The organism is Flavobacterium pallidum (genome assembly GCF_003097535.1).
In the GTDB taxonomy this organism is placed as follows: Bacteria; Bacteroidota; Bacteroidia; order Flavobacteriales; family Flavobacteriaceae; genus Flavobacterium; species Flavobacterium pallidum.
This window is the reverse complement of the sequence record NZ_CP029187.1, coordinates 1,498,781-1,519,771: the sequence shown is the minus strand read 5'-3', so window position 1 is coordinate 1,519,771 and position 20,991 is coordinate 1,498,781. Positions and strand designations below refer to the sequence as shown.

Genomic DNA, 20,991 nt, shown 5'->3' with positions numbered 1-20,991 from the left:
ATTTCGGCAAAACATCAGCACATAAAAAAATCCGCTTCAAGACGGATTTTTTATTGCATTATAACTCATATTTTATGCCAAATAATACATATCTGGGCTGGACAAAATATTGCGAAGTCCTGGTCGAAAACTGCGTAAACCCGTCATCATTCAGCGAAGTGGTGTTTAAAAGGTTTGTGCCTGAAAGCTTAAACTCCCATTTGCTGTTTTCCCTTTGGTAGCTCAGGCTGGCTGTCAGGAAATCATATTCATTGCTGACGGTGTTGTCATCATTGCGGTAATGGTAAAATTCATATTCTGCCGTAAAAGCAAAACTTTTCATGAAAAAATAATCAAGGTTTACGAACGGCCTGTCCGTAATAAATGTCGAGTTGTTGTAATCATTGATACTGATGTTGTACCCGACTTCAATATTGGGCAGGTTTTTATAAATTGTAGCCGCCTTCAGCGTATAGCTGTGCGTAAAGCTTTCCGTTTCCCGCAAAACGCCGTTCTGGATATTGTTGAATTTGGACCAATTGAAACTCGCATTGACTGAGGCCTTATAATTCCTCAGGAAGGAACGCCCATAATTCCCGAAAGCGGAAAAATTCTCATCAGCGAAATTGGAATTGTATGGATTTGAAGTCTGGTTGATTCCGTCAAAAACCGCATTGGTTTTAACCGCATCGACTTTCCTCGAATATTGAAGGTAACCGCTGATGTTCTCAAAATTGAACATATTGTATTTGAAATACCGCAGCGAATGCACCTGTGAAGTGGCGTTTTCCAACGTGCTGTTACCACGAAACAAGCCGCTGTAGGACGAAAATACATTGCCTTCAATAAGCTGGCTGATATCCGTAAAATCATTTGAGACCGAAAAATTATACGTCAGTGTTTCCGACTTCTTAATCTGGTACAAAGCAAAGAAATCCGGTAAAACCCTGAAGAAATCCTGTTTGTATTCCTTGCCTGACTGCTCATTATTCATCGTGTAAGAATGCACGCTGAAACCCGGGGTAAACGTGAATTTCCCGGTCAGTATCTTATAATGCAGCCCAACAAAAGCATCGTTGAAATTGTAACGCACTTTGTTATTATTGATCGGCTCATCAAGGTCATTGCGGGAGTTATCATCCAAAACCTGGAAGATATGCGAGTTGAAATCCTGGTGCGAATACGTATCGCCAAAAGTCAGGTTGATGTTGCTTTTCGGCGTAAGCATGTAATAGTAATCCAGTTTGGCATCGAGCTTATTGGTTTTCACAAATCGCTCCTGATTGATGTCGTTCCTGTTTTGCCCTGACACATACCCTAGCAGGTTGAAAGGCTGCGTCTGCAGGTTCGCATTGTAAAAAGGATCTTCATCCTGGTACAGGTGCTGCACTTCGAGCGCAAAAACGTTTTTATCGCTTTGGGTGTAATACATGCTCAGGTTCTGGTTCACCGATGTCGGGCTTTGGTTTTTATTGGTATAAATATTTTCAGAAGAAGCTGCATTGTCAACAATAGATTCTCTGAAAAGCCCATCATATTCCTTTTGTTTTGACAATTTGGAAAGCAGGTCGTAATCAAATTGGAATTTGGTGTTTGGCTTGTAGCTTGAGCTGAGTTTGAATAATCCCAAGTCACTTTTCTGCAGCGATTTGTCGTCGCTTTTTTGCTGGTCGTTCGTATCAAGGATAACGGATTGCGATTTTGTTTCCGTTTCTGTGGTTGATGAAGAAAGTATAGCGAAACCGCTCAAACTCCAGCTTTTACTTGCATTATAGGAAAAATTCGTCGCCCCGAAACGCGTTTCGATTTCCTTGGCGCGGTTGTTGCGCAGCAATGAAATCCCAAGATCGTTTGACGATACATTAAAATTACTGCCCCCTTTTTTCATCATGTTCCGAAAACCGCCCGTAAACTTGAAATAATCCTGCATAGTAAGCGGCAGTTCCCCGACATTATTGAAATTGGTAATCAGGTTGATGCTGTATTTCGGATTGTAATAAAACAATTTCGGATTCACAAGGTAACGCTCGTCAGGACCTGCCGCTGCTGTAAAATCCCCAAACCAGAAATTCTTTTTACCGTCTTTAAGCTTGATGTTCATCGCGACACTTTCCTCATTGTTTTCAAGCCCTTTTAACGCCCCGATTTCGTTGTAATTTCGTAAAACCTGCACTTTGTCAATCGCGTCGGCCGGGATATTCTTCACGCCGAGTTTGGTATCGCCGTCAAAAAAATCCTTGCCTTCCACCATCAGTTTCTGGACTTTCTTGCCTTCCACTTCCACTTCTCCATCGGCATTGACTTCAACACCTGGAAGCTTTTTGAGCACATCTTCCAGTTTCTTTTCGGTGCCGCTGGTAAAAGAATCAGCGTTGTAAACGATGGTATCTCCCTTGATCGAAACCGGCATTTCATGAACAATCTCCACCTCATCGAGCACCGCGCCTTCTTCGAGCGTGATATTTTTAACGATGTTTTCGGTAGTGGTATTGACGGTCATTTCTACCGCTTTAAAACCGATATAGCTGATTTTAATGCTGTAAGCGGTATTCGGTTTCAAGGCAAGCTGGAACTTTCCCTTGTCGTTGGTAATCGAATAGGAATCCATGGCTTTGGTTTCTAAATTCACGGCCATGACATTAGCCATTTCCATAGGAACGGCGGCAGCATCAGTGACAGAACCTTCCATTTTTATGATTTGTGCCTGTGCGCTAAAAGAAATGAGCGCAAACAGCAGCAGGAATTTTCTCATGGGTTTGTATTTGGGAAATTGGGAATTAATCGCGCATCCTGAATTGCATGCGGTTGCCTCCCGGACCGCCCATGTCTTTGAATTCTTCCATCTTTTTCATGACAGTTTCATCATATTCCTTCTGGGAAACTTCCTTGCCGTTTTTGGGTGCCTTAATTTCGACTTTTTCTTTGGGATTGATGACGATTTTCGAGCAAAGGATGATCGTTTTGCCATCATTGACTTCGAGGATCAATCCCGGCAAACCCCAGTAATTGTCAGGTCCCTGGCTTACAGGGATTTCAGGCGCATACCAGGCCGTAATCAGGATTTCGGTCGGGATTTCGACATCATCCATGAAATTGGTTTTCTTTGGCTCGTCTTTTTTGGCTTCATCTTCCTTCTTGGTTTCGTCTTTTTTCTTGAGCCTGTAATTCTTGAAATCGGTCTTGCTCACCGGCATTAAAGCAGTTGCTTTATAACAGGTGTAACCACCGATCTGGCGGGTTTCGCTTTCCATTTTCCAGTTCAGTTTCGGCAGTGAATCTTTTACAAGGAATTCTTTTCCCATGAATTCCTTATCTACCGTATAGGTTTTCTCTTTGATGTTTTTGTAATAAGTTCCGCCGCCGCCCATCATCGAATTCATCATCCGCATCCCGCCGTTTTGCCCAGGCGCTTCGAGTTTTTCCTCCTCCTTATAAATGGAGGCGTTCTTGTCAAAACTGAGGATGAATGTCTTTTCGAACATCTTTTTCATGCGCTCTTCGATCATTTTCTGCATTTCGGGCGTGATCTCTTTGTTATCACTGATACGCGACTTGAAATCGGCAGTGCTGGTTTTGGATTCATACACCGCCATGCCCTGGAATTCCTTTTGGGCGAAAGCCGGCTTAAACGCCAGGAATAAAACGATTGCAAAAATGCTTTTGACGTGATTTATTTTCATGGTAATGTTTTAAAATGTTTGCAAATATGGCGAAAGCGCACTGTTTTCGTTACACTTTTTTTGTTAAATAACAGATTATGATTGTTTTATTTTTTTGTACTTTGGCGCAACGATGAAACATTTTTTTTTACTTTTTATCTTACTGGCAGGAAACATTTGCAACGCACAACTGAAATTCGAAACGGAATCAGAAATTTCGATCTGGGCTGATGTTTATTGCGGATCGGATAATTTGGGTTTTTATTACGGAATCCGGCAAGGCAATACTTTCTTTAAAGTTAAGGATGGAAAATTTACCGAATACCAAAATGTTTCATTGGGTAAAATTACCAGGGTAGATCTTCAAAACCCACTAAAGATCCTGTTGTTTTACGGAAACTTCAACAGCGCAGTACTGCTTGACAACCAGCTCAATGAAGTGCAGCGGATCAGTTTTTCAGCTTTGCCCGAACCGCTAACGGTAGCTGCCTGTGGTACTGCGTCGCAAAACCGGCTTTGGGTGTATGATTCGGTTTCACAAAAATTGATCCTTTTTGATTACCTCAACAATACATTAAAGGATATTGCCCCGCCATTACAGGGAAACATCCGGATTTATGGCACGGATTACAATACGTTCCAATGGATAGATGAGCATAACAATTGGTTTGAGTGTAATATTTATGGCAAGATAGCTCCAGTGGCAGAAGTCCCTGATTTTGACGATGGGCAGCTATCGGATAACGCGCTGTTTGCCTATCGGAAAAAAAATAAAATATCGATTTTCGACTCCAGGACAGCCAAAAGCTACCTGTTTGAAAATAATGGGGTGTTACCCAAAAGTTTTTTTCTGAAAGACCAAATTTTATCTATTTTTACAGGCCCCGAAATAATCAATTACAAAATCAGTTTACCGTAATGCATATAGCAGTAGCAGGAAATATCGGCGCCGGAAAAACCACCCTTACACGTTTGCTGGCCAAGCATTTTAAATGGGAACCCCATTATGAGGATGTGGTTGACAATCCATATCTGGATGATTTTTACCACCAGATGGAGCGTTGGTCGTTCAACCTCCAGATTTATTTCCTGAACAGCCGTTTCAGGCAGATCCTGCAAATTCGTGAAAGCGGTAAAAAAATCATCCAGGACAGGACGATTTATGAAGATGCGCATATTTTCGCCCCGAACCTTCATGCCATGGGACTGATGACCAATCGTGATTTCCAGAACTATACTTCGCTTTTCGAATTGATGGAAAGCCTGGTGAAGGCGCCCGATTTGATGATTTACTTAAGAAGCTCCATCCCAAACCTTGTGGGGCAGATTCATAAGCGTGGCCGTGATTATGAAAATTCAATTTCAATTGATTACCTCAGCAGGCTGAACGAGCGTTATGAAGCGTGGATCCAGACTTATAATAAAGGGAAATTGTTGATTATCGACGTGGATAATATTGATTTCGTGAATAATCCTGAAGACCTTGGAAGCATCCTGGACCGTATCAATGCTGAAATCAACGGTTTGTTTTAGTTTTTGAAAGGCACTTTACAATAAGTCACTTTCCATTTATCGAGTAGTCTTAGATGTAGCGAAAGCCTGTTCGTAAAATCATCATATCTTGTTGGATCGGCAGTTCCCCAAAGCACTTCAGCTAATGCTGATATCCTTGGAAAAACCATATATTCCACATCATCTTCAGTTTGCATATACTCTGTCCAGACATTGGCCTGCGCCCCGAGGATGTATTGTGATTCTTCGGTCGAAAGTGCTTCCGGCACCGGATTAAACGAATATACTTTTTCCAGCGTAATCAACCCTCCGATAGCCAGCGGCTGTGTTTTCGGGTCGGCCTGGTATTGATCGAAGTAGCAATGGGAACCTGGCGACATGACAACATTGTGGTTTAATTTCGCCGCTGCAGTCCCCCCTTCGGTACCGCGCCAACTCATCACAGCGGCATTCGGCGCCAGCCCGCCTTCGAGTATTTCGTCCCAGCCGATAATCTTACGGCCTTTGGAGTTCACATATTTTTCAATTCTTGTGATGAAATAACTTTGCAGTCCATGTTCGTCCTTTAAGCCCAATTCCTTAATCAGCCCCTGACAATGCGCACAGGCCTTCCAGCGTGTTTTAGGGCACTCATCGCCTCCGATGTGGATATATGCCGACGGAAACAGATCCATCACTTCTGACAGCACATTTTGAAGGAATGAAAAAGTTTCTTCCTTTGGACAAAATACATCGTCAAACACACCCCAGCCTTTTGCCGCTTCAAATGGGCCGCTGGTACATGCCAGTTCGGGATAAGCCGAAAGTGCTGCCAATGCATGACCCGGCATTTCAATTTCAGGGACAACCGTGATGTGCCTTTCCTGTGCATAATCAACAACTTCTTTGATTTGCTGCTGTGTATAAAATCCGCCGTATTTTATCGTGTCATAACGTTGTTCGTTATAATGCCCAACCATCGTACCGTTCCGCCAGCCACCAATTTGGGTCAGTTTTGGGTATTTTTTAATTTCGATACGCCAACCCTGGTCATCGGTCAGGTGCCAGTGGAATGTATTGAACTTGTATAAAGCGAGGCAATCGATATATTTTTTAACAAAATCAACGGAGAAGAAATGCCTGCAAACGTCGAGGTGCATCCCGCGCCATTTGAATTTTGGTGCATCTGATATTTGAACGCAGGGTATTTTGAATGGTTTTGATTTTGCCGTTGGAAGCAATTCGATTAAGGATTGGACTGCATAGAACTGTCCGTTTGTTGCCGCGGCCGATATATCGATCCGCTTTGGGTTTACCTCCAATGTATAATATTCACGGTCGAAATTAGTGGCATCCGGAATTTGAAGGTTAAAAGCAATGACAGGAACGTCCTCTTTCGGCATCACTGATGTTTTTTTGAGCTTTATCCCATATTGTTTTTCAATATAATCAATAAGGAATTTTGCTTCGAAAGAATTTTCCTCAGCAAAAACGCGTGTGTCGTTATCTAATGTAAAGTCCCCTTTCCCGATCAATGCTTGCTTCGGTTGCGGGATTAAGGGCAAAGGTGACTGCGCTGAAGCCAGGTGCATAAAAAACAAAAGGAAGCCTATTTTTCTAAGCATGATTCGAAGTTTGGGACTAAGATAAAAAAACATATCCCGATTATTTCATCAAGAATGAAATGAACCGGGATAATTTTCTAAATGTAAGCCCCCTAAGCTTATAAAAAACGCAAACCTGTAACCGGTCACCGGCTTTACGGAAAATAATTTACCCAATGTCCCCCAAAAAATAAATTATGCGGCGGGTGACGCAGTTACAATCTTATAGTGGTTTGAACACATACAAAGATGGCGAAGGTATATGACAAAAAAAATACCCCCTAGGGGGTATTTTTATGGCACTTTCTTTAAATTTTGTAAGATTTATCTTATTTTTTGATTTAAAATCAAATCAAGATAAAGATTTATTTTATTTTTTAATTCCTTACGTGGTGTGATAAAATCCAGGAATCCATGCTCCAGGACGAACTCTGCTGTCTGAAAACCTTCCGGAAGGTCCTTACCAGTAGTATCCTTCACAACGCGCGGTCCGGCAAATCCGATCAAAGCACCTGGTTCAGAAATATTGACATCACCAAGCATGGCGTAAGATGCGGTCGTCCCACCTGTGGTCGGATCCGTGCAAAGGGAAATGTAAGGAATCTGTGCATCTGCCAATTGTGCTAATTTTGCAGAGGTTTTTGCCAATTGCATCAGGGAATACGCTGCTTCCATCATCCTGGCACCACCTGATTTTGAAATCATTACAAAGGGCACTTTATTTTTTATCGAATAATCGATCCCACGCGCAATTTTTTCACCCACTACTGCTCCCATCGAACCTCCGATGAACGCGAAATCCATACAGCAAACTACCAGGTCACGTCCTTTAGATTTTCCAACACCGGTACGGACGGCATCTTTGAGCTTGGTCTTATCCATGGCATCCTTAAGACGGTCAGAATATTTTTTGGTATCGACAAAGTGTAGCGGATCCTTCGAGGTCATTTTTGCATCGAGTTCCTTGAATTCGTTGTTATCAAAAAGGATTTCGAAATATTCCTTGCTGCCAATCCTTACATGGAAGCCATCTTCCGGACTTACATAAAGATTTCTTGCCAATTCATCCGCATCAATAATTTTACCTGTGGGCGATTTATACCAAAGGCCTTTTGGCACATCTTTCTTATCTTCTGTTGCGGTGGTAATTCCTTTTTCTGTTCTTTTAAACCAAGCCATATCTTAAATTATGAATTTTGAATTAGGAATTATGAATGGTCACCACTCGCAATTCGTAATCCGTAATTGAAATTATAAAGTGTTTACGTTGTTCAAATCGGCAAAAGCCTGCTCCAGCCTTGTGTTGAAAGTTACTTCTCCTTCACGCACCCATTTTCTTGGATCGTAGTGTTTTTTATTAGGAGCATCAGCTCCTTCCGGGTTGCCGATCTGTGTTTTCAGGTAATCGATTTTTCCGGTCATATAATCGCGGATCCCTTCCGTAAAGGCAAATTGCAAATCCGTATCGATATTCATTTTAATGACACCATAACTGATTGCTTCCCTGATTTCGGCAACCGTCGATCCGGAACCGCCATGGAACACAAAATCAACCGGATTTTTGCCCGTATTATGCTTCTTCTGGATATAATCCTGCGAATCCCTTAAAATGGTTGGCGTAAGCTTCACATTGCCAGGTTTGTAAACACCGTGTACGTTACCGAAAGCGGCAGCAATGGTGAAACGCGGACTTACCTTCAGCAATTCGGAATAGGCATAGTCCACATCCTCAGGCGTAGAATATAATTCTGAATGATCCACACCGGAATTGTCAACGCCATCTTCTTCTCCTCCCGTAATGCCAAGTTCAATTTCGAGCGTCATGCCCATCTTGCTCATTCTTTCGAGGTATTTTTTACAAATCTCAATATTTTCATGCATTGGCTCTTCCGAAAGGTCAAGCATATGCGAACTGTAAAGTGGTTTTCCGGTTTCAGCAAAAAATGCTTCGCTGGCATCAAGCAATCCGTCAATCCAAGGCAATAATTTCTTGGCACAATGGTCAGTATGAAGGATTACGGTAGCGCCATAAGCTTCTGCCAAAGTATGGATGTGTTTCGCTCCGGCAATAGCCCCTAAAATAGCCGATTGCTCGCCAGTATTGGAAAGTCCTTTTCCTGCATTGAACTGCGCACCGCCATTTGAAAACTGGATAATTACGGGTGCTTTTAACTTCGCTGCCGTTTCCAAAACACCATTAATCGTACTGGAACCTGTCACATTTACTGCCGGAAGGGCAAAGCCTTTTTCTTTTGCATACCTGAAAATTTCCTGTACCTGATCGCCTGTTGCAACCCCCGGTTTTATATTGTGGCCCATAGTGTGTGTCTGTTTAAAGTTAAGTCTACAAAAATAACAATTCTTATTTTAGAACGGATAATTAATACCGATATTTAAAACCGAGTTCCCAAAATTGTACTCCCTGAACCATTTCTTACCTGAGGTGTCCGCCGGATTATAGGTCTTGAAACCCATATCAACACGCACAACGAAAAAGCTCAGGTCATACCGCAATCCGAATCCTGATCCCACGGCAATGTCCTTCAGCGAACGAATGCCTTCAAAGTTCCCGCCCTCAGCTTCATAAGGCCCGTCATCATAGATATTCCAGATGTTCCCGGCATCGACAAACAATGCTCCTTTAAAACTGTTGAATATCTTGAAACGCATTTCGGCACTGGTTGTAAGCTTCAGGTTGGCTTCGTTAAAATCGTTGATGGCCCCACTGCGTCCCGGACCGAGGCTGTAAGGTTGCCAGGCACGGATGTCGTTGGAACCGCCTGCAAAGTAGCTTCGCGAAAAAGGCACGCTGGTCGAATTCCCGTATGGGATTGCAATCCCAAAAAAGCCGCGTATCGCCAGCACTTTTTCACGCTTGAAATCCCAATGGCGGATATATTCCAGTTCGGTTTTAAAATATTGGGAATATTCAATCCCGAAAACGCGCTTCTTTGAAATCTGGTTGTCGATGGTTTTTGTGGCGGTGGCGAAAAGCGACAATACATTTCCGGCAGACTCAAGTTTGGTCCTGAAAATGTAAAAATCATTGTCCGTAAACGATGTCTTTGTCGTTTTCGAAAAACTATAGCTTGAGGCCAGGATCAGGTTATTTTCGGTAAGCCTTTTTCGCCTTTCCTCAATACTCCTGATGGATTTAAAATCCCTGTCATTTGAGTTAAGGCTGGTTTGTCCGCCCAATACGTCGCCCACAAAGCCTGAGGTTCCGTCGGGAATGCTCAAATCGCCATCCTCATTTAAGTTGGCCGGATTGACATTGTACTGCTGCCCGTATTCATTGAGCGCATCATAGGAAGACCGGTACACCTTAAAATAATTATCCACCTTTAAATTATTGACATACTGAATATTAAATAAATCAAAACGCGCCGTGTGGTTTCGCTTCGGTGTCCAGTTGTAAGTCATGGAACCCGTAAAATTTTCCTTATCCAGACCAATGTTTCGTTGTTTCGCAAAACCAAAACTCAGCGTCGTGGATGGAATCATCTTTTTCGGGATGATATTCTCAGTATTGAAAGGCAAAAGCACACGCGGAAAATTCAGTTTCGTGTCCAATCCATATTCTGAAATATTGAAGAACGTATTGTCCGGATTCGCCAGATCTTTGGAAGACCCTATATTTCCCCTTGCCGCAATTTCCAACGTTTCGGCACGGTTGAATACATTGCGGATCGTAAGCGAAGTCGTGGCGGCAATTCCGAAATCCTGGATATTTGAATGTGTAAAATCTAGCGAAGCACCAAAACTGTATTTCGGTCGAGGGGTCAGGATGATATTGGCAATAAGCGAATTTTCATCTTTTTCATCCACCTTATATTGTACCAACGGATAATTGAAAATCTTCAGATTGCCCAGATAACGCACCGTGAGGTTGGTACGGAAATCGGAATACACCGTTCCCGGCGCTATAAAGACTGCATCAGTAATGGCTTTCGGGCGGTATTTCAGTTTTTTGTAACTGTAAAGGTTAAAGTTGTTGTATGCGACGCTGTCGCTGATCTTGGTCTTGTCCACGTCATTGGAATTGTCGGTGATAATGTTCACCTTGCTGATCTTATACAGTTTGAACGGCTTTGTATAGCTCGAATCGCCAACGCGCACATTCTGGTCGCTGATTACCATTTCCACATTGGTCCTGCTCGTCGATTTGATCGTATCGAGGTTGAAATTGATATTGCCCTGCTGGAAATAAAACGCGCCATTGTTCCTGAAATAGGTATTGAGCCTGTTGCGCTCGGCATCAAAGTTTTCTGTTTTGAAGACCTCTCCTTTTTTGAGATTCGACAATTGTTTGGTGCTTTGGTATAAGGAATCAAGCGCCTTCGTATAAATTTTGGTCCTGATCGAATCGAGCCTGGAAACGTTGCCTTTTGTGAACGCATAGCTGACTTTCCCCTTTTTCCCTTTTAGCGTATCAATTTTATAAGTTCCTTCTGCATAGAAATAACCATTATTGAAATAATAGGCTTTCACCCTGGCAATGGACTTCTTTACTTTGGTCTCATCAATAATCACAGGCGCTTCACCAATTTTCTTCAGGAAATTATGCACCCCAAAATACCAAAAAGACTGCCCTTTGCGCGCCACCTGTTTCGCCGAAAGCAATTTGACCTGGCGATTGTATTTTTTCGGATTGTTTAAAAATTTAGCTTTGTACGAAGAGTCCGGATTTTTTTTGGCCAGATTGTACAAATTTAAGCGGAAGCGGTAACCTAATATAGAGCTGTTCGGCTTTTGATACAAAAGGTCGTTCAGCACGCCGTCCTTCTCACCATCAACTGTGATTTTATTATCTATGAGCAGGCTTTTCCTGTTGGGAACCCTTTTGACGGCATTGCATCCGGAATAAATAATCCCGATTATAATAATTAAAGCTATTTTTGCAAATGCGTGTCTCAAGTGGTCGCGGAAATTTATCCAAAAGTACATTTTTTCCATGGTTAGTAAAAACCAAATAAAATTAATCTCGTCGCTGCACCAAAAAAAATTCCGCGCCGTCCATGGCCTCTTCATTGCGGAAGGTATAAAGGTAATCAGCGAATTGATCGGCTCGCAGTTCGAGCTGGAACATTTGTATGTCACAGAACCTCTTTTCCCTGAAATTCCGGTTTCAGGAAAAACGATGATTTCGGAAACCGACCTTAAGAAAATGAGTGCGCTCGCCACTGCCAACAATGCACTGGCTGTTTTTAAGATTCCCGCTTCCGCAGATATTACGCCGTCAGGCCTGATCGTGGCGCTCGACGACATCCGCGATCCGGGAAACCTTGGCACGATCATCCGCCTTTGCGATTGGTTCGGGATTGCGCAAATCGTCTGCTCGCAGGAAACCGCCGACCTTTACAATCCGAAAGTCGTACAGGCTACCATGGGTTCGATGGCCCGCGTGAAAGTCGGTTATGTCAATCTTGGAGATTTTTTAGCCAAAACAAAACTTCCTGTTTTCGGGACTTTTATGGATGGCGACAACATTTATAAAACCGATTTGGCCACAGAAGGGATTATTGTGATGGGAAATGAAGCGAACGGCATTTCAAAAGAAATCGAAAAACTTACAAAACGACGGATTGCCATCCCGAGATTCGGAACCCTACAGCAAACCGAAAGCCTGAATGTAGCCACGGCAACCGCAATTATCCTGAGCGAATTCAGGAGGAATTGATTTGTAATTCGTAATTCCTAATTTTTTTAGTGGAACGTAAAGTTTACAAAAACGGCACGCGTTGTCATTTTCTCAATATTCGAGGTCCACGGGCTGTTAGGGTCATTGTCCCGCACGAGTTCGTCATTCAGGCTGAACACCCCGCGTATCGAAGGCGAGAATTTAAAATACTCGAAATAAATATCAATCCCCACACCCACTTCGTAAAAGTTCGTCCATTTGATCATTCTGAAACGGTTATTCGAATTGTCATCCTTAGCGGTAGCGTTGCTGGAAAGATTTAGTGCAGTCCCGACACCGCCTATCAGGTACGGCTTGATATTTCCGGTCCTTACAGACGATATTTTCAATAAAAGCGGAAAATGCAGGTAAGTAGATTTCACCTCGCGCAACCCGTCATATACATTTGTAAAACCGGGAAATGTCAGGTTCCTTTGATTGAAATACAATCCGGGCTCGAAACGCAGGTCGAAGTAATCGTTAAAGCGCAGGTTTCCTACCAAACCGACATTAAATCCGATCGTGGATTCGACCAAAACATCTACATCAGGTGTCGTTTTATAATCGAATTTAAAATCGTAGGAATTGAAGCCGAGGAAATAGCCCCAATGCACACGCTGCTTGTCAAAATTCTCAAGGTTGATGATGGGGTTTTTCGCAAAGAGGCTGCCAAACTGTGCCTGCGAAACCGTCGTTACCAACAATATAAGGAAGAAAAAAAACTTTTTCATATTAACTTTTCGATGCTGAATAAATCGTTGCCACGCCAAAAGTCTGCGGAAGCGACTGAACTTCTATAAACCCGGTTTTCGTTAAAATATTGTTCAGCGCGGCGCCATAAGGAAAAACGGAAGCGGAATCAGATAAATATTTATACGCCGAATTGTCCTTTGAGAACATCCTGCCGATGAGCGGCAATATATTTTTAGAGTAAAATCGGTAAAATTGTTTATACGGTGATTTTTGCGGCTGAGAGGTTTCTAAAATGACGAAAATCCCGCCGGGCTTCAATACCCGAAGGATTTCAGCAAGGCCTTTTTCAAGGTTTTCAAAATTCCTGACACCGAAAGCGACTGTAATGGCATCAAATGTATTGTCTGCAAAATCCATGTTTTCTGAATCACCGATGACCATTTCAATCCTGTCCGAGAGTTTTTTGTCGCTGATTTTCTTTTTCCCGACTTCCAGCATGCCTGCAGAAATATCCAGTCCAACAATCTTTTTGGCACCAGTCTGTGACATTAGTATCGCTAAATCCCCGGTACCTGTTGCAATATCAAGTATTTTCTCCGGATTTGTGGCAGCCACCATCTTCAACACCTTTTTACGCCATTTGATATCTATCCCGAACGAGATGACGCGGTTCAGTCCGTCGTAGTTGCCGGAGATATTGTCAAACATCTGGGTGACCTGGGCTTTCTTGCCCAGCTGCGAATCTTTGTAAGGAGTGATATTTTCCGGCACAGATAAAATTTTTGCAAAGATAAACGAGATTTCGGGAAAACCGGTTTTTATTTTCTGACGAAAGTCTGAAAACTGAAATCATATTGGTGCCGTTCGTCTTTCGGATGGAATTCATTTTCAGTCATTTTCCACAGATGCAGATTGATTTCAGGGAAAAACGTATCGGCTTCAAAACGCGCATGGACTTTTGTAATATCCAGTTTATCGGCGAAAGCCATCCCCAATTCATAAATCTGTCCTCCTCCAATTATATAAGTATCCTCATTTGGCGGAACTTTGGAAAGCGCTTCTTCCATACTTCCAACGACGATGCAGCCTTCAGGATGATAGTCTTTTTGTTTTGTGATAACAATATGGGTACGGTTTGGAAGTGGCTTCGGAAAACTTTCGAAAGTCTTCCTTCCCATGATGATATGATGTCCCGAGGTAAGTTGCTTGAATCTTTTAAAATCGTCAGGCAGGTGCCACAATAAGTTGTTGTCTTTTCCCAGCGCATTGTTTTCTGCGGCAGCGGCAATCATTATAATCATGTGAACTTAGTTTTTCTCAGTATCGATTTTGGATTCAAGCTGTCGTATACGGTTTTGCTGTTTTGCCATGAGCCTGTCAATTTGTGCGCGTTCCCACTCCTTATTCATGAACCGGTCCATGATATATACTTTTATAAAATGAAGGATAATGATGAAAAACCAAATGGTTGATGCCCAGATATCCCACTCTTCAGGCTCACCGAACTTCAGTAGTTCATTGGCCACAAACATAAACAAACTTCCGATTAAAAACAGTACAAAATGATAGAACAGGTATTTCTTCTGGCGTAACCTGCTTCGCGCATATTCATATTGTTCGTGCGTGTCTCTTTCCATTTTTGGCGATTTTTGGCTTTTAAAGGTAAAATTAATTTTGAAAATTAACAATTGGCCGCTGACAATAATTTACCGTGCAAAGGTTTTCGTTTTTAACATGTTAAATTTAAACCGCTAAAAACTAAGAATACACTTTATTTATAACATAGTTTTTGCCAATGCGGCAAATCTGCACCAGTGTTATTGCGTTTTGACATGAATTCATTTTCTTTGCGCTATAATTCTAAAACAGAATAAGTTATGGCAATTAAGAAACAAGTTATAAAAACAAAACCGGTCGTAAAAGTTACTTTTTCACTGGAAGCTAAAGAGGCAAATACTGCTGCAGTAATTGGTGACTTCAACAATTGGAATCCTGCTGAAGGCGAATTGAGCAAACTGAAAAACGGCACTTTCAAAGGTACTTTCGATTTAGGGAAGGATGCTTCTTACGAGTTCAGGTATTTGGTTGATGGAACTTTCATCAACGAGACTGAAGCTGATTCTTATCAGTGGAATGACTTCGCCAATGCTGAAAACAGCGTATTGGCTTTGTAATTCATTTAGCTTAAAAAATCAAAATCCGCCTTAGAGCGGATTTTTTTATTGTTCCCTTCCAGGTCGTTTACATCTGAAACCAGAAGCAATCTTTTCATTCCTCAACACCAGCGTTGTATCACGGTAAGGTGCACAGGATAAATTATGATCATAACACCTGTCGCCGTGAGCAGGAATGTATATATCTTCGTTGCCGGCTTTGAAAGTTATAAATTTACATTTTCTAATGGCATTTTCCAGTCAAAGCCAAATAAGTCCAGTAAAGGGAAAGGATAAATCAACAATCCTGTAAGGATAATGTTCCGCACTAGCCAAGGTATAACTATCAAAATCAGGAAGGGCAGCAACCAAACTGTTCTCTTAAAATCCTTTATAAACTTTATGCAGACAAAAACAGATAACAATAAAACAGGTATTGATGCCATTTTAGCAGTTATCAAATAAACACTCAAAATTACAATTGGAATATAATTGCCGAAATTTGCTTCTTCTTTCTGTGAGGAAAGGTCAACGATCCTTGAAAAAATGAAAAGCAAAAATGTTATCACTAAAAAATCCGGCGACGGTGAGGACAGATCATTCAGACTTAAGAGTATTAAGAACATCAATAAAAAGAAAACGAACAAATTTGAAACTCCTTCCTGTTTATAAATAGCATATATTTTATGTATAAAGTAAACTGTAAACAAAGAAAACAAAAGAAAACTCAATGAATTTACCTCTTGCCCGAATACATCATGAAGGGAAGTCAGTGAGAAAAAAAGTTGAAAGCATTAGGATTAAATCCAAATCTGCAGTGCAGGTTTGCCAAGCCCGGGACTACCGGATGTGCTTCTATCCACTTCACAGCCTGTAAGTGGTATAGGCCGGTGTCATAACTTTCGGGAGCATTTAGCGCAATAATAAACGCGGTTGCGATAAAAGGAAGTGCGTAAAAAACAGCCTTCTTGTTTTTGGCTATCGATATATCCTTTAGTGTCCTTACTCACAGTTCGTATAAAAAACAGGCAAAGGCCAAGTAACGACATTAAAACAAAACTGTTGATTTGGAAGAAAAAAGAGAGACTTGTGGCAAGAGTATTGCAAACTACAAATCCAACCAATAAAGTTTCAATGAGGCTGAAACGGATTTTAATGAGTCTGGAAAAAAGAATACCAAGGGATACGAAAAGAACTAATGATAATAACGCTGATACCAGGATTGCCGTCATTGTTATGCTGCTTTGAAAAGTCCAAATTTCAATATGCACCAAAGCGCCCTGAATCCATCTTTCCAGCCTATTTTCTTCCCTTCCTGATAAGTCCTCCCATAGTATGAAATACCGACTTCATAAATCCTGATATTCTCAACACGGGAAATCTTCGCAGTGACTTCAGGTTCAAAGCCAAAACGCTTTTCCGTTAAATGAATGGATTGTATTAATTTTGTATTGAAGAGTTTATAACAGGTTTCCATGTCTGTCAGGTTCAGGTTGGTAAACAGGTTTAACATATGGGTAAGGAACTTATTTCCGATTGTATGCCAAAAAAACAATATCCTATGGGGTCTGCCGCCAATAAATCGCGAACCGTAAACCACATCAGCATACCCATTCAAAACAGGCCCTAATAAATCTTTATATTCCTGAGGATCGTACTCTAGATCGGCATCCTGGATTATTAGAAATTCACCCGTTGCATTGTTGATTCCGGTATGGAGCGCCGCCCCTTTTCCTTTATTGTGTTCGTGTTTCAGGTATTTAATTCCTAACGCCGCATTCTGTGAGATATATCGCAGTATTGCATTTTCAGTATTATCGCTTGAGCAGTCATTTACGATGATGACTTCTTTCTCAATTCCGGAAGTCAGATTTACGGCTTTGATCTTGTCTAATATCAAATGGATTGTCGCCTCTTCGTTATATGCCGGGATAATGATGGATAATTTAGTTACAATCATATTGTATTTTACTGTTGCGACCGTAAATGCAGCGCTTTATCGTAGTTATTATTATATGGCTACGGCACCTTTAATATGTGGATGCGGATCGTAATTTTCAAGCGTAAAATCGTCGAACGTAAAATCTAAGATGTTTTTCACTCCAGGATTCAGCTTCATTGTTGGCAAGGGTCTTGGATCACGACTTAATTGCAGTTCAAGCTGTTCTATATGATTGTTATAAATATGTGCATCACCGAAAGTATGAATGAAATCACCCGGCTTCAAATCACAAACCTGTGCAATCATCATGGTTAGCAAGGCATAGGAAGCAATATTAAAAGGAACACCTAAAAAGATATCAGCACTCCTTTGGTACAATTGACACGACAACTTCCCTTCAGCTACATAAAACTGGAAAAACGCATGGCATGGCGGTAAAGCTACTTTTCCATTCGCCACGTTTTCAGCAAAAGATTTTGAAGTATCAGGCAATACTGAAGGATTCCACGCAGAAATCAGCATACGGCGGCTGTTTGGGTTGGTTTTCAGCGTGTCGATCAATTCAGAAATCTGGTCGATTTCCTCACTGTTCCAGTTTCGCCACTGATGACCATACACAGGACCAAGGTTACCTTTTTCATCAGCCCATTCATCCCAGATCTTTACGCCGTTTTCGTTTAAGTAACCAATATTGGTTTCTCCTTTCAAAAACCATAGCAGTTCATATATGATGGATTTCAAGTGGAGTTTTTTTGTCGTCACCATTGGAAAACCTTCACTCAGGTCGAAACGCATCTGGTATCCGAAAACGCTTTTCGTTCCCGTTCCGGTACGGTCGCCTTTTTGGACACCGTCCTTCATCACATGTTTTACCAGGTCTAAATACTGCTTCATCTTGTTCTGTTTTTACTGCTTACTGTGACTGCCAACTGCGACTAACTCTCCCTCTTCGAAATCTCATCCCGGATCTTCGCTGCCTTCTCATAATCCTCCTCACGAACTGCTCCTTCAAGCATTTCGTGCAATTCGGAAAGACTATGCTTTGTATATTGCCCAGATTGATTGGTTTCTTCAAGGCCGAAAGTTTCTGGCGTGGTCAATACATCGTCCATATCATGGGAAGTTTTTTCACTTTCGAGCGGATTCACTTTCAGGTAAATTCCGGCTTTGTCCAATATGTTTTTATAAGTAAATATCGGTGCATTGAATCGCAAAGCGAGCGCAATCGCATCAGAGGTACGCGCATCGATGATTTCCTCAATCTTATCCCTTTCGCAGATGATGCTCGAATAAAAAACACCATCCACCAATTTGTGGATAATCACCTGTTTTACCACGATATCAAAGCGGTCAGCAAAATTGCGGAACAAATCATGTGTCAGCGGACGCGGTGGTTTTATCTCCTTCTCCAGCGCAATGGCAATGGATTGTGCCTCAAAAGCACCTATAACAATCGGCAATTTCCTGTCGCCGTCCACTTCATTAAGGATCAGCGCATAAGCCCCATTTTGTGTCTGGCTGTATGAGATGCCCTTTATGGTTAATTTTACTAAGCTCATAACTGCAAAAATACAATCTATATAATATAATCCGAAAACAATTTTGACTAAAAATAAAAAAGCTGCCTGAATGTTTATCCAGACAGCCTTTATATCTGTATGCTACAAAATTTTATGAATTCTGCGCTTTAAAAGCCTTCAGTTTCTCAGTCAGTTTTGGTACGATTTCAAACGCATCGCCAACCACTCCGTAATCCGCGACCTTGAAGAAAGGCGCATCCGCATCACTGTTAATAACCAGCTTTACTTTTGAAGAGTTGATTCCCGCAATATGCTGGATAGCTCCTGAAATTCCAACCGCAATATATAAATTCGTTGCTACCGGTTTTCCGGTCTGCCCTACGTGCTCACTGTGTGGCCTCCAGCCTAAATCCGAAACCGGTTTAGAACAAGCGGTTGCAGCGCCTAAAACGGATGCCATTTCTTCCAGCATGCCCCAGTTTTCAGGGCCTTTCAGTCCGCGTCCGCCGGATACCACAATATCGGCATCGGCAATCGTTACTTTTCCGGTTGTTTTTTCAGTTGATTCTACTTTTACGCTGAAATCTGCATCATTCAACGATGGATTGAAATCCTCTTCCGTCAATGAAGAAGCATTTTCATAAACGCCATATGAGTTTTTCGCAAGACCTAAAACCTTCACTTCTGTTGCAATTTCCGTGATATTGAACGCCTTATTAGAAAACGCGTTTCTTTTTACCTGGAATGGCGAAGTACTTACCGGCAATCCTACAACATTTGATGCATAACCGGCTTTCAAAGCCACAGCTACAAGCGGTGCCATATACAAACTGTCTGTAGTTGATGACAACAAAACAAGCTTTACATTTTCTTTTTCTGCCGCCTGTTTTACTACATCTGCATAAGCTTTAGCATTAAAACCTGATAATTTATCGCTGTTTACTTTAAGGACTTTATCCACGCCGTATTTCGACAATTCCGATATATTTCCGGCGTTAACTGTTACCGCAGTGACGGTTGTTCCTAAATCTCCGGCTACTTTTTTCGCGTAGGATGCGAGCTCAAAAGCTACTTTCTTGAATTTCCCTTCGGCTGATTCCGCGTATATTAATATTGACATCTTTAATTATTTTGAATGTTATATTTTAAATTTTAAATGTTGGGCGTTGCCTTCGGCCCGGGCTTTCCGCTCTATCTTTTGCTTCGTAAACTCCGCAAAAGGATGCCGCTGCAATCCCTAACGCAGTATCTCGTTAAATGACCTTTGCCTCGTTATGCAGCGCGTTTACCAACTCGTCCAATTGATCTACCGTGTATAATTTCACTGCTGATTTTGGAGCGGGCTTTTCAAATTTTACCGCTTTGGTTTCACTTGAGGCAGTTACCGGCTCAAGTATAGTAAGTGCTTTTGTACGTGCTGTCATGATACCACGCATGTTTGGGATACGCAGGTCTTTTTCTTCCACCAGACCTTTTTGTCCACCTATAATTAAAGGTAAAGAAGTTGAAACGGTTTCTTTTCCGCCGTCAATCTCGCGGGAAGCTTTTACTGCGTTTCCATCAACCGTAATCCCGATACAGGAATTCAGGAAATTATAGCCTAATAATCCGGCAATCATTCCCGGAACCATGCCGCCATTGTAATCCAAAGATTCTTTGCCGGCAATCACTAAATCGTATCCGCCGTTCTTTATCACTTCAGCCAATTGTGTGGCCACGAAGAAACCATCAGTCGGATTGGCATTCACACGGATTGCTTCATTCGCACCGATGGCCAGTGCTTTCCTTAAAGTCGGCTCAGTATCAGCACCGCCAACATTTACCACAGTAACGTTCGCACCCTGTTGTTCCTGGAACCAGATGGCACGCGTCAGGCCGAATTCATCATTCGGGTTGATGACGAACTGTACACCGTTCGTGTCGAATTCAGCATCGCCGTTCGTGAAATTGATTTTTGAAGTAGTATCAGGCACATGGCTGATGCAGACTAATATTTTCATCGTATAAAAAATTTATTGGATATTTCGAGCCGCGAAAATACTAATTTATTTTTACAAAATAAACTATGCGTGCATAATAAATCACTGTATTACATCGATTTCGCGGGACCTTTTTAGCCCCGATTAAGGCGGCATCCTTCCTGCCGCTTCTTTAGCGGCGGGAAGATACAGCCGAAAGCGGGAATAGCTCCCAAAGAATTAAACCTGAAATAATGCTTTGAGCGGATAAAAAATTTTTATTTTTGCGTTTCATTTAACAAGACGAAAACA

20 protein-coding genes are annotated in these 20,991 nt (G+C 41.9%); 4 read left to right on the top strand and 16 right to left on the bottom strand.

Going from position 1 to position 20,991, the window contains the following annotated elements:
• Positions 1 to 58: 58 nt before the first annotated feature.
• Positions 59 to 2,731 carry a TonB-dependent receptor gene (locus tag HYN49_RS06090; RefSeq protein WP_108903289.1) on the bottom strand — a complete coding sequence of 891 codons (2,673 nt, stop codon included), beginning with the start codon at positions 2,729 to 2,731 and terminating at the stop codon, positions 59 to 61.
• A 25-nt stretch (positions 2,732 to 2,756) separates the two neighbouring features.
• A complete protein-coding gene (locus HYN49_RS06085) occupies positions 2,757 to 3,659 on the bottom strand; it encodes a GLPGLI family protein (protein WP_108903288.1) in 903 nt (300 codons plus the stop codon).
• Between the two features lie 112 nt (positions 3,660 to 3,771).
• Between HYN49_RS06085 and HYN49_RS06080 the strand changes: the two genes are divergently transcribed.
• Positions 3,772 to 4,557 carry a hypothetical protein gene (locus HYN49_RS06080; protein ID WP_108903287.1) on the top strand — a complete coding sequence of 262 codons (786 nt, stop codon included), beginning with the start codon at positions 3,772 to 3,774 and terminating at the stop codon, positions 4,555 to 4,557.
• A complete protein-coding gene (locus tag HYN49_RS06075; RefSeq protein WP_108903286.1) occupies positions 4,557 to 5,171 on the top strand; it encodes a deoxynucleoside kinase in 615 nt (204 codons plus the stop codon). Before HYN49_RS06080 ends, HYN49_RS06075 begins: the two co-directional genes overlap by 1 nt.
• Here the strand turns inward: HYN49_RS06075 and HYN49_RS06070 are convergent.
• The 4 genes from HYN49_RS06070 to tamL form a co-directional block, all read right to left on the bottom strand.
• On the bottom strand, positions 5,168 to 6,754 hold the full coding sequence (locus HYN49_RS06070; protein ID WP_245892270.1) for a beta-N-acetylhexosaminidase: 1,587 nt from the start codon (positions 6,752 to 6,754) through the stop codon (positions 5,168 to 5,170). The genes HYN49_RS06075 and HYN49_RS06070 overlap by 4 nt on opposite strands.
• A 303-nt stretch (positions 6,755 to 7,057) precedes the next feature.
• Entirely contained in the window at positions 7,058 to 7,912 is an 855-nt protein-coding gene (accD, locus tag HYN49_RS06065) for an acetyl-CoA carboxylase, carboxyltransferase subunit beta (RefSeq protein WP_108903285.1), read from the bottom strand.
• Positions 7,913 to 7,984: 72 nt separating this feature from the next.
• Positions 7,985 to 9,052, bottom strand: coding sequence for a class II fructose-bisphosphate aldolase (fbaA, locus tag HYN49_RS06060; RefSeq protein WP_108903284.1), 1,068 nt, complete (start codon positions 9,050 to 9,052; stop codon positions 7,985 to 7,987).
• Between the two features lie 48 nt (positions 9,053 to 9,100).
• A complete protein-coding gene (gene tamL, locus HYN49_RS06055; protein WP_317045875.1) occupies positions 9,101 to 11,650 on the bottom strand; it encodes a translocation and assembly module lipoprotein TamL in 2,550 nt (849 codons plus the stop codon).
• A gap of 37 nt (positions 11,651 to 11,687) precedes the next feature.
• Between tamL and HYN49_RS06050 the strand changes: the two genes are divergently transcribed.
• Complete coding sequence (locus HYN49_RS06050) at positions 11,688 to 12,413, top strand: TrmH family RNA methyltransferase (protein WP_108903283.1); 726 nt, start codon at positions 11,688 to 11,690, stop codon at positions 12,411 to 12,413.
• A 26-nt stretch (positions 12,414 to 12,439) separates the two neighbouring features.
• On the opposite strand, the gene porT is transcribed toward HYN49_RS06050, so the two are convergent.
• From porT to HYN49_RS06030, 4 genes are read right to left on the bottom strand one after another with little or no spacing between them, the layout of a single operon-like run.
• Positions 12,440 to 13,144 carry a type IX secretion/gliding motility protein PorT/SprT gene (porT, locus tag HYN49_RS06045; RefSeq protein WP_108903282.1) on the bottom strand — a complete coding sequence of 235 codons (705 nt, stop codon included), beginning with the start codon at positions 13,142 to 13,144 and terminating at the stop codon, positions 12,440 to 12,442.
• A gap of 1 nt (position 13,145) precedes the next feature.
• Positions 13,146 to 13,877, bottom strand: coding sequence for a bifunctional demethylmenaquinone methyltransferase/2-methoxy-6-polyprenyl-1,4-benzoquinol methylase UbiE (gene ubiE / locus HYN49_RS06040; RefSeq protein WP_108903281.1), 732 nt, complete (start codon positions 13,875 to 13,877; stop codon positions 13,146 to 13,148).
• A gap of 47 nt (positions 13,878 to 13,924) precedes the next feature.
• Complete coding sequence (locus HYN49_RS06035) at positions 13,925 to 14,407, bottom strand: dihydrofolate reductase (protein WP_108903280.1); 483 nt, start codon at positions 14,405 to 14,407, stop codon at positions 13,925 to 13,927.
• A gap of 6 nt (positions 14,408 to 14,413) precedes the next feature.
• Positions 14,414 to 14,743: a 2TM domain-containing protein gene (locus HYN49_RS06030; protein ID WP_108904976.1), complete on the bottom strand. Its 330-nt coding sequence runs from the start codon at positions 14,741 to 14,743 to the stop codon at positions 14,414 to 14,416.
• A 240-nt stretch (positions 14,744 to 14,983) separates the two neighbouring features.
• On the opposite strand from HYN49_RS06030, the gene HYN49_RS06025 reads away from it, so the two are divergent.
• On the top strand, positions 14,984 to 15,280 hold the full coding sequence (locus tag HYN49_RS06025) for an isoamylase early set domain-containing protein (RefSeq protein WP_108903279.1): 297 nt from the start codon (positions 14,984 to 14,986) through the stop codon (positions 15,278 to 15,280).
• A 206-nt stretch (positions 15,281 to 15,486) separates the two neighbouring features.
• Here the strand turns inward: HYN49_RS06025 and HYN49_RS15305 are convergent, their stop codons facing one another.
• The 6 genes from HYN49_RS15305 to HYN49_RS05990 all read right to left on the bottom strand — a co-directional run bounded on the left by HYN49_RS15305 (position 15,487) and on the right by HYN49_RS05990 (position 20,721).
• The gene (locus HYN49_RS15305; RefSeq protein WP_394336408.1) at positions 15,487 to 16,032 is read right to left on the bottom strand and encodes an LIC_10190 family membrane protein; all 546 of its coding nucleotides are present in this window, start codon (positions 16,030 to 16,032) and stop codon (positions 15,487 to 15,489) included.
• A 461-nt stretch (positions 16,033 to 16,493) separates the two neighbouring features.
• Complete coding sequence (locus HYN49_RS06010) at positions 16,494 to 17,219, bottom strand: glycosyltransferase family 2 protein (RefSeq protein WP_108903276.1); 726 nt, start codon at positions 17,217 to 17,219, stop codon at positions 16,494 to 16,496.
• Between the two features lie 51 nt (positions 17,220 to 17,270).
• Complete coding sequence (locus tag HYN49_RS06005; protein ID WP_108903275.1) at positions 17,271 to 18,095, bottom strand: thymidylate synthase; 825 nt, start codon at positions 18,093 to 18,095, stop codon at positions 17,271 to 17,273.
• A 41-nt stretch (positions 18,096 to 18,136) separates the two neighbouring features.
• Positions 18,137 to 18,760, bottom strand: a complete 624-nt coding sequence (locus tag HYN49_RS06000) for a bifunctional nuclease family protein (RefSeq protein ID WP_108903274.1) — start codon at positions 18,758 to 18,760, stop codon at positions 18,137 to 18,139.
• A gap of 112 nt (positions 18,761 to 18,872) precedes the next feature.
• Complete coding sequence (locus HYN49_RS05995) at positions 18,873 to 19,841, bottom strand: electron transfer flavoprotein subunit alpha/FixB family protein (RefSeq protein WP_108903273.1); 969 nt, start codon at positions 19,839 to 19,841, stop codon at positions 18,873 to 18,875.
• A gap of 133 nt (positions 19,842 to 19,974) precedes the next feature.
• Positions 19,975 to 20,721, bottom strand: a complete 747-nt coding sequence (locus HYN49_RS05990) for an electron transfer flavoprotein subunit beta/FixA family protein (RefSeq protein ID WP_108903272.1) — start codon at positions 20,719 to 20,721, stop codon at positions 19,975 to 19,977.
• Positions 20,722 to 20,991: the final 270 nt, after the last annotated feature.

Bases quoted from the DNA above. Each gene is read 5' to 3' on its own strand.
- HYN49_RS06090 (WP_108903289.1), bottom strand. From the start codon at position 2,731: ATGAGAAAATTCCTGCTGCTGTTTGCGCTCATTTCTTTTAGCGCACAG.
- HYN49_RS06085 (WP_108903288.1), bottom strand. From the start codon at position 3,659: ATGAAAATAAATCACGTCAAAAGCATTTTTGCAATCGTTTTATTCCTG.
- HYN49_RS06080 (WP_108903287.1), top strand. From the start codon at position 3,772: ATGAAACATTTTTTTTTACTTTTTATCTTACTGGCAGGAAACATTTGC.
- HYN49_RS06075 (WP_108903286.1), top strand. From the start codon at position 4,557: ATGCATATAGCAGTAGCAGGAAATATCGGCGCCGGAAAAACCACCCTT.
- HYN49_RS06070 (WP_245892270.1), bottom strand. From the start codon at position 6,754: ATGCTTAGAAAAATAGGCTTCCTTTTGTTTTTTATGCACCTGGCTTCA.
- accD (WP_108903285.1), bottom strand. From the start codon at position 7,912: ATGGCTTGGTTTAAAAGAACAGAAAAAGGAATTACCACCGCAACAGAA.
- fbaA (WP_108903284.1), bottom strand. From the start codon at position 9,052: ATGGGCCACAATATAAAACCGGGGGTTGCAACAGGCGATCAGGTACAG.
- HYN49_RS06050 (WP_108903283.1), top strand. From the start codon at position 11,688: ATGGTTAGTAAAAACCAAATAAAATTAATCTCGTCGCTGCACCAAAAA.
- porT (WP_108903282.1), bottom strand. From the start codon at position 13,144: ATGAAAAAGTTTTTTTTCTTCCTTATATTGTTGGTAACGACGGTTTCG.
- HYN49_RS06035 (WP_108903280.1), bottom strand. From the start codon at position 14,407: ATGATTATAATGATTGCCGCTGCCGCAGAAAACAATGCGCTGGGAAAA.
- HYN49_RS06030 (WP_108904976.1), bottom strand. From the start codon at position 14,743: ATGGAAAGAGACACGCACGAACAATATGAATATGCGCGAAGCAGGTTA.
- HYN49_RS06025 (WP_108903279.1), top strand. From the start codon at position 14,984: ATGGCAATTAAGAAACAAGTTATAAAAACAAAACCGGTCGTAAAAGTT.
- HYN49_RS06010 (WP_108903276.1), bottom strand. From the start codon at position 17,219: ATGATTGTAACTAAATTATCCATCATTATCCCGGCATATAACGAAGAG.
- HYN49_RS06005 (WP_108903275.1), bottom strand. From the start codon at position 18,095: ATGAAGCAGTATTTAGACCTGGTAAAACATGTGATGAAGGACGGTGTC.
- HYN49_RS06000 (WP_108903274.1), bottom strand. From the start codon at position 18,760: ATGAGCTTAGTAAAATTAACCATAAAGGGCATCTCATACAGCCAGACA.
- HYN49_RS05995 (WP_108903273.1), bottom strand. From the start codon at position 19,841: ATGTCAATATTAATATACGCGGAATCAGCCGAAGGGAAATTCAAGAAA.
- HYN49_RS05990 (WP_108903272.1), bottom strand. From the start codon at position 20,721: ATGAAAATATTAGTCTGCATCAGCCATGTGCCTGATACTACTTCAAAA.